13 protein-coding genes are annotated in these 14,882 nt (G+C 44.0%); all 13 read right to left on the bottom strand.

From position 1 onward, the window contains the following. Nucleotides 1-30 precede the first annotated feature (30 nt). The 13 genes from ACN0V2_RS10590 to ACN0V2_RS10650 all read right to left on the bottom strand — a co-directional run bounded on the left by ACN0V2_RS10590 (nt 31) and on the right by ACN0V2_RS10650 (nt 14,801). The gene (locus tag ACN0V2_RS10590) at nt 31-2,364 is read right to left on the bottom strand and encodes a TonB-dependent receptor (RefSeq protein ID WP_417550782.1); all 2,334 of its coding nucleotides are present in this window, start codon (nt 2,362-2,364) and stop codon (nt 31-33) included. Between the two features lie 143 nt (nt 2,365-2,507). Next, the gene (gene cysG / locus ACN0V2_RS10595; protein WP_417550783.1) at nt 2,508-3,902 is read right to left on the bottom strand and encodes a siroheme synthase CysG; all 1,395 of its coding nucleotides are present in this window, start codon (nt 3,900-3,902) and stop codon (nt 2,508-2,510) included. Nucleotide 3,903: 1 nt separating this feature from the next. Continuing rightward, a complete protein-coding gene (locus ACN0V2_RS10600; RefSeq protein ID WP_417550784.1) occupies nt 3,904-4,686 on the bottom strand; it encodes a DUF1223 domain-containing protein in 783 nt (260 codons plus the stop codon). 26 nt (nt 4,687-4,712) lie between these two features. Then, entirely contained in the window at nt 4,713-5,795 is a 1,083-nt protein-coding gene (truD, locus tag ACN0V2_RS10605) for a tRNA pseudouridine(13) synthase TruD (RefSeq protein WP_417550785.1), read from the bottom strand. Continuing rightward, a complete protein-coding gene (gene ispF, locus ACN0V2_RS10610) occupies nt 5,792-6,274 on the bottom strand; it encodes a 2-C-methyl-D-erythritol 2,4-cyclodiphosphate synthase (protein ID WP_417550786.1) in 483 nt (160 codons plus the stop codon). The genes truD and ispF overlap by 4 nt, the downstream gene beginning before the upstream one ends. Continuing rightward, nucleotides 6,271-6,981, bottom strand: coding sequence for a 2-C-methyl-D-erythritol 4-phosphate cytidylyltransferase (gene ispD, locus ACN0V2_RS10615; protein WP_417550788.1), 711 nt, complete (start codon nt 6,979-6,981; stop codon nt 6,271-6,273). The genes ispF and ispD overlap by 4 nt, the downstream gene beginning before the upstream one ends. Next, nucleotides 6,971-7,258 (bottom strand): cell division protein FtsB, encoded by a 288-nt coding sequence (ftsB, locus tag ACN0V2_RS10620; protein WP_417550789.1) that lies wholly within the window; start codon nt 7,256-7,258, stop codon nt 6,971-6,973. The genes ispD and ftsB overlap by 11 nt, the downstream gene beginning before the upstream one ends. A 13-nt stretch (nt 7,259-7,271) precedes the next feature. Next, a complete protein-coding gene (eno, locus tag ACN0V2_RS10625) occupies nt 7,272-8,549 on the bottom strand; it encodes a phosphopyruvate hydratase (protein WP_417550790.1) in 1,278 nt (425 codons plus the stop codon). Nucleotides 8,550-8,609: 60 nt separating this feature from the next. Then, nucleotides 8,610-9,446 (bottom strand): 3-deoxy-8-phosphooctulonate synthase, encoded by an 837-nt coding sequence (gene kdsA / locus ACN0V2_RS10630; RefSeq protein ID WP_417550791.1) that lies wholly within the window; start codon nt 9,444-9,446, stop codon nt 8,610-8,612. Then, on the bottom strand, nt 9,446-11,083 hold the full coding sequence (locus ACN0V2_RS10635; protein ID WP_417550792.1) for a CTP synthase: 1,638 nt from the start codon (nt 11,081-11,083) through the stop codon (nt 9,446-9,448). The genes kdsA and ACN0V2_RS10635 overlap by 1 nt, the downstream gene beginning before the upstream one ends. Before the next feature lie 87 nt (nt 11,084-11,170). After that, nucleotides 11,171-12,493, bottom strand: a complete 1,323-nt coding sequence (gene tilS / locus ACN0V2_RS10640; RefSeq protein ID WP_417550793.1) for a tRNA lysidine(34) synthetase TilS — start codon at nt 12,491-12,493, stop codon at nt 11,171-11,173. A gap of 56 nt (nt 12,494-12,549) precedes the next feature. Further along, nucleotides 12,550-13,506 carry an acetyl-CoA carboxylase carboxyltransferase subunit alpha gene (locus tag ACN0V2_RS10645; RefSeq protein ID WP_417550794.1) on the bottom strand — a complete coding sequence of 319 codons (957 nt, stop codon included), beginning with the start codon at nt 13,504-13,506 and terminating at the stop codon, nt 12,550-12,552. Between the two features lie 191 nt (nt 13,507-13,697). Then, nucleotides 13,698-14,801: a PilT/PilU family type 4a pilus ATPase gene (locus tag ACN0V2_RS10650; protein WP_417550795.1), complete on the bottom strand. Its 1,104-nt coding sequence runs from the start codon at nt 14,799-14,801 to the stop codon at nt 13,698-13,700. Nucleotides 14,802-14,882: the final 81 nt, after the last annotated feature.

Here is a 14,882-nt window from a genome sequence, read left to right on the forward strand (position 1 = left end):
GCGGCCTTTCTTTTTTGCAAATAGGTTAGATTAAAGCGTGATTTTGAAACCAATCCACCCGGCTCTCGGTGCACCCGCACCAACAAAGCGTGGATCTTCATACTGCTCTAATCCAGCCTCGCCCGGCTCACCATACAAGCCAAACGATTCATACTCACTATCAAAGACATTATCTACACGTCCAAACAATTCGAAGTTTTTAGTAACTTTATATCGACTATGTAAATTGACGACAGTGTAACCTTCAATTTTCTTATCGACATTAGCTTCATCTCCACGGAAATATTGACTTGAACGATATGAGGCAGTAGAGCCCAATGAGAACTTGTCGGTAACCGCATAATCCAAACCAACATTTATATTATGTTCGGGTAGGTTTGGTAAACGATCGCCTTTGCTGACAAAAAAGGTTGTATCCTCTTCATCAACTTCACGGTTATATGCAAAGTCATCTTCAAAAGCTGCGCGTATGTAAGCGTAATGTGCAAACCAGCTCAACCTGCTAACAGCACCATTAGCACTTAATTCAAGACCAGTCCGAGATGTTTTATCAATATTATCGAACACCCCTTTGTTCAAAACAGGTGAGTCATCATCTGCTTCGTTAAAGAAGAATAAATCATCTTCAAGTTCAGTATAAAACACACCTGCGGACCAGTTTACTCCATGATTCCTTCCTCGAAGGCCAGCTTCAATCGTTTTAGCAACTACATCTTCCAAAGGTGGGTCTGCCAAAAATGCATTTGGATAAGCACATGAATTTTCACCACCCTCTGCACATGTTAACTCTGATGGTGTAGGAGCACGATTAGACTCGCTGTAGCTAGCATATGTTGTCAGATTATCTGCCAGTTCATACGTTAAACCAACTGATGGATTGAAGCGTTTGAAATCATGTGTATTACCTGTTTCATTCAAGTCCTGTTCACCGGCTTTACTGGTACCAGAAATATCAATGGCAATCCAGTTGTATCGACCTCCAACAGTCAAATCTAACCTATCAGTGAGGCTATGTGTATTAGTGAAAAAGATACTGTAAGTATCAGTATTCACCTTACCATTTACCTGTTCATCCAATAAATTAATACCAGTGCCTACGGTACCTCGAGTATCAGTTAAATAAGCGATCTCTGAACTGGCAGTATAATCAACATCCGATTTATCATAGGAGACGCCCACTGTTAACTGGTTTTCTCTTCCAAATAAGTTCTTAAAAGAAGTTGTTTGCAAGCCAAAACCAAAACTATCTTGATCTGTTTGGCTTTGATTATTTAATCCTAAGCCTTCAACTTCATCATCATCTACTTCAACATCAAAGTTTGGATTATTGAAATCAGAAATATTAATATCGCCCACGCTAGTTCTTATATTTCCGTCATCGTCGACAAATGTGCCACCACCATCTACTTCAAACTCACCACCATCACCATTGAATGAGCTGCGATCACTTTTGCGATAGTATGTATTTGCAGCCACCATCACTGAATCATTCAACCAATGTGAGCCATTGAGAGTGAACATTCTTAATTGATTTTGAGTATTATCGGGATGTGTAAATACTGAATCACGATCAATATCAACCAATTCAACAGGTGATGCACCATTGCCATTCAAATCACTATCTACTGCGGTAATACCAAAATCCAGGCTACTGGTTTCATTGCGGTAACTTAAGTTTGAGAAGAATTGTTCAACTCTGGAAGGTGAGAAATCTCTCCAGCCATCCTCTTTAGTGATTGAACCAGTGACATAGTACCCAAAATTGCCATCATTTCCGCCGCTTTCAATGGTACCCGAATCCCGTCCAAATGAACCTGTGTACCCCTCAACACTGTGACCTGGATGAGTAAAACCATTTTTAGTTTTAATCGAAAGAGCACCACCCAAAGTATTTAAGCCAAAAACAGGATTCGAACCTGAAATTAGATCAATATTTGCAATGGCTGATTCTGGTAGTAACTCAAAATTAACCGCGTCGCCGAAAGGTTCATTAACACGAATTCCATCCATATAAACTGAAAGACCTTGTGCACTACCCACTAGTGGAGAAGCAGTGAAGCCACGATAGTTTAAGTTTGGTTGAAATGGATTATTTTGGGCGGAACTAATATTGACACTACCCATTGTTCTATTAAGCAAATCAGATATATCTAAACTCTGGGTTCTTTCAATGTCATCAGCATCGGCAGACTGTGTTTTCGTGGGTATTTTATTTGCATCAAGACCTACACCGCCAATTGGAGTAGTGTCAATGACTTCGATATTTTCAAGTTGAAGATCCGGTTCAGCGGCTAAGCTGATTCCCGGTGCCAATACAGTAGCTAGTAACGCAGGTAGGACGCTGCGTCGAAATGGAATCGCCATTTAAATCTCCCAGATTAAAATTTTGTCTTAATTTTTTTATTTCGCTTTCTTATGAAGCGTGGGGCGATGCTAGCATGGCATTTCACACATAGAATTAGGAAAAATTCCTAAAACAAACCGGGAAGATTAATCTATTGATTTTATTAGGAAAACCAAGATAGTTGATTATGTAATTGTACTACCTCACCAATGATAAGTAGCGTTGGTGCGACAGGTTGTTGTTTTTTTGCCAACTCCGGAAGCTCTGCAATTGTGCTGACCCAAACCTGTTGGTTTTCTGTGGTCCCCTGCTGCACTAAAGCGGCCGGCATATCCGCCCTCATCCCATGTTTTTGCAGTTGTTGGCTAAGTATTTCCAGGCCTGCCAACCCCATGTAAACCACAACCGTCTGACGGGGTTGAACCAACGCCTGCCAGTTCAGATCTAATTCACCTTCTTTTAATTGCCCTGTCACAAACACACAACTTTGCGAATAATCACGGTGTGTCAAAGGTATTCCGGAGTAGCAAGCTACGCCTGAAGCAGCAGTGATTCCGGGTACAACTTGGAAAGGAATTTTTTGCTCCGCCAATGTGGCAATTTCCTCACCACCTCGGCCAAAAATAAACGGATCACCGCCTTTCAAGCGTAATACACGTTTTCCAGCCTGAGCATGCTCCAGCAGTAACAAATTAATTTCATCTTGACGCTTGCTATGCCATGACCGCTGTTTACCGACATAAATCATTTCTGCTTCTTTACGCACTAATGCCAGAATTTCTTTACTGACAAGGCGATCGTAAAACACCACATCAGCCTGTTGCATTAAACGTAACGCTTTAAAGGTTAATAGATCTGGATCGCCAGGACCGGCCCCCACCAAATAAACTTCGCCTTGTTGCAAAGCATTGTCAGCAGTGTCTTCAATTAACGTTTCTAGGGTTTTAACTGCTAAATCATCACGTCCTGCCAATACATGATCGGCTACAGGGCCTTGTAAAACAGATTCCCAAAAGCGGCGTCGCTGTTTTAGATGACTAAACTTTGCTTTCACCCGTTCACGATATTCACCAACCAACAAACCTAATTTACTGTATGCCGGTGGGATCAAGGTTTCCAGACGAGCGCGTAACTGTCTAGCCAGAATGGGCGATTGGCCACCGCTGGAAATCGCAACCACAATGGGCGATCGGTCCAACACCGATGGTAAAATAAAGTCACACATCTCTGGTTGGTCCGCCACATTTGCCAGAATTTTTTTCGCTTTGGCCGCTTGATAGACTTCTAGATTAACTGTTTCGTTATCTGTTGCGGCAATTACCAGCGTTTGCTCATCTAGATAGTCGGGGGAAAAGCTATCGTTAACCCACTGCACCTTTCCTTGAAAATTGGCGTCATCCAGTAGTTGACGAGACATTTCAGCAATTTTCGGAGCAATGATAGTGACAGTTGCCTGGGCTTTTAATAATAAAGCTGCTTTGCGAGCGGCAATTTCGCCACCGCCTACTACCAGACAGTGACGATTCTTCAAATCAATAAATATAGGTAAATAATCCATCTTACTTCTGTTGTGTTAAAGGTAAATCCAGAGTTTGTAAAACATAGCCATCGGATAAGTTTTGAATAACTGCCACCAGTTTTAGCTTGTCCTGTTGCCAGTCGGGTAAGAGCTTAACTTGATGTTCTATAAAGGTTTCACCAGAGGGGTCGAGATCAAATGGCCCCAGCCAATGGCGAACTAAATTTTGATGATTAAACGTCTGTCCGGCATTATCTCCGCCAAGAACGTGACTTTTCACATCATCTTCAGTAATCGCAATATAAAGTTTGCTATGTTGACGATTTTCATTACCAGTAACCTGACTGCGGCTATCTATCATCAATGCATCGTCAATGAGATAAGCTCTTAACTGTATCTTGGCTTGGGCATCAAATTCGTTGAGAAAACTAACCGCTTCCGTTAGGTTCTCCCGCCAATTAGGTAAAGACTCGCCACTTAATACAAACTCAGGCGTGTAAATTGTCTGATACTTGTTGAGCCGGGCCAACTGCTTTTGTCTTTCTGAAAACGCAGGTTTAGCAAAAGCATCTACCCAACCTTTTTGGTCGTTCAGATAATCTATGTGGAAACCTAAAATAATATAATTAAGCTCTGCTTGCCGCTGTTGATATAACCAGCGTTCGGCTGGGGGACAACTGCCACACCCCTCTGAAGTGAATAGTTCAAGCAATGCGACATGTTTAGTGTCGCTTGAAGCCTGCCACCGATCTACTGCATGAACATTAAATGGTAGGCTGAATAAAAAAATCAGCCAAAATAAATTACCTATGGACGGATTCATTTCAGCCTCCTTCAGGTCACTGGATCTTATTCACTAAGACTAGGTGACACTGTAGAAATTTTCTGCGACATATCCTGAATTTCGGCCAGTTCTCGCAAAACAGCCGTAGCATAACTGCCAGGCCCCAGCTCAAACTCTAACAGTAAACTGGTCTCATTGATAAATTGCCATTTAAACTGCTGTGGAAATAACCGCAATGCTCGACGTTCTTGAGTTAGCCCCAGTTTGACCAATTGTTGCTGCCAATCTTGCCAATCCATTAAAACGGTTTGTTCCAAGGTAAGAGTATCAGCTTTACTAATCGCCTCTCCCTTCCCCCAAAGCGGTCCTGTCGGATGAATATCCATTTCCTTAATTCGCTGTTCAAACACTTCATCTTTAATTTCAGCGACAAAATAACTGGCTCGCGTACCCGCCAGTAACATCACATCACCTGCCAACATTTTATTCCAGTTGTCTTGACGAATTCGTTCGGCCAACACCAGATTAAATAACCATGAACGTGCCGCAGAAATAATAATACTGCGTTGATTACGCTTTTTTGGCTCAGTACCTTCCGTAAACCATTGTTCGGCTTTTTTCAGATTGTTTCCAAAGTGACCAAAGCGTTGTTCAGCAAAATAATTGGGAACGCCATGTTCAGCAATTTTTTGCAGATTTTGCTCCCACACTGCTTTTTCACCAGCAATATTGGTTAACCGCAAACGAAAACGGTTTCCAGCAAGCGCACCGCGCTTTAATTTTTTACTGTGACGAACAGCTTTGAGTATTTTGATTTGTTCGTTCTCAAAGGCTAACCAATCCGGTTCAGGCAATCCTTGTAGATTTATACTGAACCATTGAGAAGTCACGGCGTGACGGTCTTTGAGCCCGGCATAACCAACTGCTACGGGAGAGACTCCGGCAAAACGGGCAATTTCCTGCGCTAGCCAATCGGTATTGGTATCGGTCTTTTGCACATACAGCCAAACATGCGATCCCTCACCTTCTGGTGAAAATGGCAGATGCTCTTCGACCTCAAAATAAACCGCTTTTTCGCGGAGTTGACCGCTACAGCTAGCAGCACTGGCTGATTCGCGTGGTAATGATAAATAATCAAAATGTTTCAAACAGATTCAGCCTTTTTGATAAGTGCCACGGCATGTGCGGCTATGCCCTCCTGGCGGCCGACAAAGCCAAGCTTTTCGGTGGTGGTCGCTTTGATATTAATTGCCGAGGACTCAATATGCAGATCAGTGGCCAAAACATCTCGCATTTGCGGGATATATGGCGCTAATTTGGGAGCTTGTGCCACTACGGTGGCATCGACATTCCCGACCTGCCAGCCAGCTGCAGTTAAATCATCATAAACTCGGCGTAATAACACCCGGCTATCAATACCAGCATAGGCCATGTCGTCATCTGGAAAATGGTGACCGATATCCCACCATCCTGCAGCGCCAAGCAAGGCATCACATATCGCATGAATCAACACGTCACCATCAGAATGTGCTTCCAGCCCATGTGTATGAGGAATCGTCACCCCGCCAATAACCAATGTACAGTTTTCAGCAAAGCGATGCACATCATAGCCATGACCAATTCTCACGTAGCTTCTCCGTTTTCCTGTTGCTGTAAAAATAACGCGGCTAAGGCTAAATCCTGTGGCAAGGTAATTTTGATATTGTCAGCATGCCCGGCAATCATTTTGGGATTTAATCCCATAAATTCCATTGCACTGGCCTCGTCTGTGACATTTATATTGGCGAGCTTAGCTTGATTCAATGCCTGATATAAGGCGTTTAGTCTGAACATTTGAGGTGTTGATGCCCGCCATAAACCACTTCGATCTACCGTAGCTTCAATGCTGTTATCAGCATTAACACGTTTAACTGTCTCACTCAGTGGCACACCTAAAATGCCACCAACCGAATCATTACTTAATTGCTGCAGTATTGAATCGATATCGCTATGTCTTATGCAAGGACGCGCCGCATCATGGACCAACACCCATGGATCATCTTCAGTCAGCGTCAATAAAAACTGTAAAGCATTTTTAACTGAATCTGCACGTTCCGCCCCACCCATTGTTGTATGAATAGGCCAGGCTGAAGGTAAGTTCAAAGATGGCCAATAGGGATCATTGGCTGATAAGGCTATGACAACGCCCTCAATTTGAGGGTGAGAGACCAGTCGATTTAGAGTGTGAAATATAACTGTTTGATTATTTAATAATAAATACTGTTTTGGGCGATCGGCTTGCATTCTGCTGCCGATTCCCGCCGCAGGCACCACTGCCCAGACTTTATTTTTCATCTTCTGGAATATCGATGATGTGGAAAAAAGTCTCTTCAGGTTTGACCATACCCAATTCACTCCGGGCACGTTCCTCCAAGGCGTCCAGACCACTCTTGAGATCAGCTACCTCGGCAGCCAGCACTTGATTACGTTCTTCAAGTTTTGCATTATCAATGCGTTGTTTTTCGACCGTATGATGTAAACGTAACAGTGCTGGTAGGCCGTCATGACTTAACCACAATCGATATTGCAGCATCACAAAAACACATGTCAGCACAATCAGCACTGTTTTCATCTGGCATCATTCATTAAGATTTGAATGCTTGCATACCAGGGTAAACTGCCGCGGCACCAAGTTCAGCCTCAATACGCAGTAATTGATTATATTTTGCTACCCGGTCTGAACGCGACATTGAGCCTGTTTTGATTTGACCACATTGGGTGGCTACCGCCAGATCAGCAATAAAGGTATCTTCGGTTTCACCACTTCTATGTGAAGCAATAGACTTGTATCCAGCTTCAGCAGCCATATTCATTGCATTAAGCGTTTCACTCAGGGTGCCAATTTGATTTAATTTAATCAAAATTGCATTGGCAACCTTCGCTTCAATTCCTTGTTTCAAGATAGCGCTGTTAGTGACAAATAAATCGTCACCCACCAGCTGAATACGATCACCCAAACGATCGGTTAGCAGTTTCCAGCCATCCCAATCGTTTTCATCCATGCCATCTTCAATGCTGATGATTGGATATTTGTTACACCAGCTTTCTAAAAGATCGGTGAATTCGGCAGCGGTCAGACTACGTTTTTCCGATTCGAGGCGGTACATACCATCTTTATAAAACTCGGAACTCGCCACATCCAGTGCAATCATGACATCACGACCCGGTTCATAACCGGCCTTTTTGATGGCTTCCATGATCAATTCCATTGCCGCTTCATTAGAGGCTAAATCCGGTGCAAAGCCCCCTTCATCACCAACAGCAGTATTGAGCCCTTGTGACAATAAAACAGCTTTTAGATGATGAAAGATTTCAGCACCCGCGCGAACAGCATCTTTGAAGGTTTTGACACCAACGGGAACAATCATAAACTCTTGAAAATCCACACTATTATCAGCGTGAGAGCCACCATTAATAATATTCATCATTGGCACAGGTAAGGTTGCCGCTTTGTCACCGCCAAGATAGCGATACAAAGGCACACCTTTTTCATCCGCAGCCGCAACAGCAGCGGCCATAGAAATCGCTAAAATTGCGTTTGCTCCAAGGCGTTGTTTATTCTCAGTTCCATCACAAGCGATTAATACTTCATCCAACTTGGCTTGATCCAGGCAGTCAATGCCCATAACCGCTGAGCGCAATTCATTATTGATAGCATCAACAGCCTTGGTTACCCCTTTACCGAGATAACGCAATTTATCACCATCACGTAATTCAATGGCTTCGCGTGCTCCGGTTGACGCACCTGAAGGCACAGCGGCTCTTCCTATGGCGCCACTGGCGAGAATAACGTCAGCTTCTACTGTTGGGTTGCCACGAGAGTCAATAATCTCACGGCCGCGAACATCAATAATTTTGCTCATAATTATCTCCATGTAAGGTTGAAGTCACCGGACAATATCCTATTCCTGCATAACGAGTTGTTACAGGTAGGCGTCTTCAATAAAGTCTTGTTGTTTAACTGATTTATCAATAGCGATGAGTGTTTCCAAGAGGGCCTGCATTTTGGCTAAAGGCCAGGAATTCGGTCCATCACTTAATGCTTTTTCCGGGTCCGGATGGGTTTCCATAAACAGACCGGCAATACCTGCGGCTACGGCAGAACGTGCCAGAACAGGAACAAACTGTCTCTGACCGCCACTCTTGCCACCTTGCCCACCGGGTTGCTGCACCGAGTGCGTGGCATCAAATACCACAGGGCAGCCCATCTGACGCATGGTCGGCAGACCACGCATGTCCGAAATCAGGGTGTTGTAACCAAATGACGTACCACGCTCACATAACATGATCTGCTGATTACCCGTTGATTTGGCTTTATCAGCAACATGCTGCATATCCCACGGTGCCAGGAACTGACCTTTTTTAATGTTGACCGGTAATCCTTGACTGGCGACATTAATAATGAAATTGGTCTGACGGCACAAGAATGCCGGGGTTTGTAATACATCAACCACACTAGCCACTTCGGCCAAAGGTGTATCTTCATGGACATCGGTCAAAATCGGTAAGCCGAATTCTTTTTTGACCTTTTCCAGAATTGTCATACCCGCTTCAAGACCTGGGCCACGATAGGTATTGGTAGAAGTACGATTGGCTTTATCAAAAGACGATTTGTAGATAAATGGTATGCCCAGTTTGTCAGTCATTTCTTTTAACTGACCAGCTACATCCATTGTCATTTGTTCACTTTCGATGACACAGGTGCCCGCAATCAAAAATAACGGTTGTTTACCGCCAACTTCATGACCACATAATTGCATTACTGCTGTCCTCGTTTTTTATGGTTTGTCAGTGCGGCATTAATAAAGCCTTCAAATAGGCGATGGCCATGCCTCGGTGTAGAAGTAAATTCTGGATGAAACTGACAAGCAACAAACCAAGGATGACCGGGGATTTCGATCATTTCCGCCAAAGAGTTATCTTTTGACATACCAGAAAACACCAGTCCGGCCGCTTCCAATTGTTGTTTGTAATTGTTATTAAATTCATAACGATGGCGATGACGTTCAACAATTTCATCTTCGTCATAAATCTGCTGGGCCAGTGAGCCAGGCTTGAGTACACATGGATAGCCCCCCAAACGCATGGTGCCACCCAAATCAGAATCATGATCACGCTGCTCAACGCTGCCATCTTCTTTTTGCCATTCGGTAATTAAACCAATGACCGGATATGGCGTGTTGGCATCAAACTCAGTACTGAACGCGTTGGTCAACCCGGCTTTATGACGAGCATACTCAATGACCGCAACCTGCATACCCAGACAAATACCGAGATAGGGAATATTATTTTCTCGAGCAAATTGCGCGGTTGAAATCATGCCCTCAACACCACGCTTGCCAAAGCCACCCGGTACCAGAATCGCATCCATATTAGCGATGCAGTCAGTGCTAGTTTTTTCGATCATTTCAGAATCGACATAATGCACATTGACTTTAGTACGGGTATGAATACCCGCATGCACCAAAGATTCTGACAGTGATTTATAAGCTTCGGTCAGCTCCATGTATTTGCCGACCATGGCAATATTCACTTCACCCTGCGGATTCGACAGATTTTCATAAACCTGTTGCCATTGGCTAAGATCGGCTGGTTTGGCATCCAGACCCAGTTGTTTCACAACAATGTCGTCAAGACCTTGTTTGTGTAACTCCATTGGGATTTTGTAAATACTGTCGACATCAATACAAGTGATAACTGACTTTTCTGGCACATTTGTGAACAATGAAATTTTACGCCGTTCAGATTCCGGTAAAGGACGATCCATACGGCAAAGCAATACATCCGGCTGAATACCAATAGTGCGTAATTCTTTAACAGAATGTTGCGTTGGTTTGGTTTTGATTTCACCAGCTGATGCAATATATGGAACCAGCGTTAAATGAATAAATAAGGCACGATCACGACCCAGTTCAGTCGCCATCTGCCGGATAGTTTCCAAGAACGGTAGAGACTCGATATCACCGACTGTACCGCCGATTTCAATCAATGCTACATCTGCATCGCCAGCACCTTCAAAAATGCAGCGTTTGATTTCATCCGTGATATGCGGAATAACCTGTACCGTATTGCCCAGATACTCACCACGACGTTCTTTACGAATAACATTTTCGTAAATCTGCCCGGTGGTATGGTTATTACGGCTAGTCATATTGGCATCAATAAACCGCTCGTAATGGCCTAGATCCAAATCGGTTTCAGCACCATCATCAGTTACAAACACCTCACCATGTTGCAGTGGGCTCATTGTGCCGGGATCGACGTTAATGTATGGATCAAGTTTAACCATGGTGACTTTGAGGCCACGGGCTTCGAGAATCGCTGCCAGTGAAGCCGCCGCGATTCCCTTACCGAGAGACGACACAACACCACCAGTGACAAATATAAATTTAGTCATATTATGGAGAGTTTTTGCAATAGCGGTGCAGCCAGAATAGCCACACTCAAAAATATCGTCATAAAGTATCAGAATTGCCCGATTCGCTCAATCAAAATCTCCCTGACAAATACGCTCTATCATCGGTACCCAGCCAGTTTGCTCTGATTGTGGCTTGGCTATTTCTGCACATGCATAGCCAACAATTGCGACTAACTGCTTATCTGCAAATAACAAAGGGATGTTGTCGCGTTGCCAAACAGGGATTTGCCACTGTTGAAATAACTTTTTTACCGATTGATGATGCGTCTTCCCAACCAGTTGAATTTTTTCACCGCCTTGTCGATACTTCAAAGTCAGACCAGAGCTAAATAATTCTGCACGAATTCCGTTACTCTGTTGTGACTGCCAGACCAGTCGATGTTGCTGATCCAGCAACTTGGGTTGTTGATCGTGAATCAGTTCTGGTGAACACATCGGTGAGAGCAATATCAGCCTGCTCAGATACAATCTGTTTTGATAACGTCGGGCAATATTCTCATGCCAAATAACCTGCGGTTGAGCATCAATCACAGCCCCGCATACTTCATCGACAATACGTTGCAGATTTATCCGTGATGGCAGTGCCATATTCAACTTAGCCATAAAGAAACGCAGCACATTTCGCTGTCTTGCTTCAGTCAATACAAGTAATTTATCAGTGCTTAAACTGCCATCTTGCAGATCCGCTTCGAGCGTAAGCAAATCCTGTTGCGCCAACTCATCAAGCAAAGCTTGGCTTTCCTGCAGGTTTTGTGCGGAACGCGACAGATTTCGATTGATGGCCGGCCAACGCCTTTGTAGCAAAGGCCAAACTTGATGTCGTAAAAAATTACGATTTATCTCGGTATCTTGATTGGTGGGATCTTCAATCCACTGCAACTGATGGGCTGTGGCGTATTCCAATAGTTCTTCACGAGAGATAGCTAACAAAGGCCGAACAATTTGCAGTGTTTTCCAAAACGAAATGGCTTTCATCGCACCTAAGCCGCGATTTCCTGCACCGCGCAGTAATTGCAGCATCAAGGTTTCAGCCTGATCTTGTAAATGTTGACCAGTCAGTAAAATGCCATCGCCATTGATCAGTTTAATTATCGCGTCATAGCGCGCACTGCGGGCAGCCGACTCCAGCCCTGACTGCTTAATATTGGTAACGGTAACATTCAGACGGTGAAATGGCAGTTGTAGGGAGCCAGCAATATGTCGGCAATGCTCAGCCCAATTGGCAGATTGAGATTGCAATTGATGATCGACATGCACGACTTGGATAGATTGTGGAAATTGATGGCGATGTTGTGCCAGTAAATGCAGCAACACATGAGAATCCATACCGCCGCTGTAGGCGACCCATAAAGTAGACGATCCGCAGAGTTTGCGGATCGTTTTAATCACTAATTTTGTGTCAAGAAACACTTGGGAAATCTAAGTGGATTGTCGTTCAACAGGCTTTAGCCTTCAAAAGCACCATAAGCAAGCAAACGTTGTTGACGGCGTTTAACCAATTCTTCTACCGGCATTGCTTTTAATTGTTTCAGTTGGCTATCGATTGCCGTTTTGATATTGGCCATCAGCGCTTCTGGATCACGGTGCGCCCCGCCTAATGGTTCTTTGACGATCTCATCAATCAATCCCAGAGATTTCAATCGGTCAGATGTCACACCAAGTGTTGCGGCAGCATCTGAGGCTTTTTCAGCACTTTTCCACAAAATGGAGGCACAGCCTTCAGGAGATATAACGGAATAAATACTGTATTGCAGCATCATCAAATGATCAGCAACACCGATAGCCAAAGCACCGCCGGAACCACCTTCACCGATAACGGTGCTGATAATCGGCGTTTTTAATTTAGCCATTTCAAACAGGTTTCGGGCGATGGCTTCACTTTGACCACGCTCTTCTGCACCGATACCAGGATAGGCGCCGGGCGTATCAATAAACGTTAATACCGGCATGCCAAAACGTTCGGCCAGTTTCATTACTCGTAACGCTTTTCGATAACCTTCTGGACGTGGCATACCAAAATTACGCGCTACTTTTTCTTTTGTATCACGGCCTTTCTGATGGCCAATCACAATGACTGGTTGACCATTAAAACGACCCATTCCGGTAATTAATGCTTGATCATCTGCGTAGGCACGATCGCCATGCAGTTCTTCAAAGTCGGTAATCAGATGTTTGATGTAATCAAATGTATAAGGACGCTGTGGATGGCGTGCCATTTGCGTGACTTGCCATGGCGTTAATCCGGAAAAAATCGAGCGCGTCAGCGATTCACTTTTTTCCTTAAGCTTCTGAATTTCTTCGGTGATATTCAGATCGCTGTCATTGCTCATGTAGCGAAGTTCGTCGATTTTAGCTTCCAGCTCGGCAATAGGCTGCTCGTAGTCAAGGAAATTCAACTGCATTACAAAATTACCTTCGAATCAAAATAGGTCGATTATACACGCACTAGGGCTTGTTGATCTTTCATATCCACCACTGTGCGTTGCTCGTCGTTTATTTAGAAAGACTAAACTGTACTCCTCACGCCTTGATTGGTGGACTTTCAGTTACAACAGAGGCGGCTATGAAAGATCAGCAAGCCCTATGGTTACACTCAGCTGAGGATTAATTCATCATCCGAATCATTATCATCGTGGGATGCACCCATGCGGATTTCCAGACTCAAATCATTACGTGAATCGGCATTACGCAATGCATCTTCTTGAGAAATTTTGCCTTCCCGATACAAAGCCAACAGGGCCTGATCAAAGGTAATGGTGCCGGGCTCACTGCTTTCTTTCATGGCATCTTTAATGGCGCTGATCTGACCTTTGTTAATCAATTCAGCGATATACGGTGAACTGAGCATGACTTCTACTGCGGGTACCAATTTGCCATCTTCAACCGACGGCAATAAACGCTGCGAAATAATCGCTCGTAGATTAAGCGATAAATCCATCAAGATTTGCCGATGCATCATTTCCGGGAAAAAGTTAATGATGCGATCCAATGCCTGATTCGCATTATTAGCGTGTAATGTCGCTAAACAAAGATGACCGGTTTCTGAGTAGTTGATCGCATGTTTCATGGTATCCATATCACGGATTTCACCAATCAGGATTACATCCGGCGCTTCACGCAATGCATTTTTCAAGGCATTTTCATATGACAGGGTATCTATGCCTACTTCACGTTGCTGGACGATAGAACGTTGATGTGAATGGACAAATTCCAAAGGATCTTCGATGGTCAGAATATGTGAACCAGAATTGCGGTTACGATGACCGATCATTGCGGCTAATGTAGTCGACTTACCGCTACCCGTGGCACCAACAACCAAAATCAGACCACGTTTTTCCATCACTACGCTGCCGAGTACTGGCGGCAGACTCATTTCTTCAAAATTGGGGATATGAATGCGTATGTAACGTATCACCATCGATACTTCACCACGCTGCCGGAAGATATTGACCCGGAACCGCCCTACTCCGTGAACCGGAACCGCAAAGTTCATCTCCAAGGTTTTTTCGAACTCGGCAATCTGCTGCGCATCCATTAATGAATAAGCTAGCTCTTTCACTTCACCGGTCAGCATTTTTTTACTGCCAACTGGACGAATCACCCCTTGAATTTTGACCTGCGGTTCAGTCGCTGTACAAAAAAACAAATCCGAGGCATCTTTATCTGCCATCAGTTTGAAATAAGGCATCATTTCCACGTTAGCAATCCTTTGAAGAATAAGCATTTAAGTTGCAGTAATCGTACACGATAGCTTTCAGAGCACAAAGCCGATTTCATT

The organism is Methylophaga sp. (assembly GCF_048266885.1).
Lineage (GTDB): Bacteria > Pseudomonadota > Gammaproteobacteria > Nitrosococcales > Methylophagaceae > Methylophaga.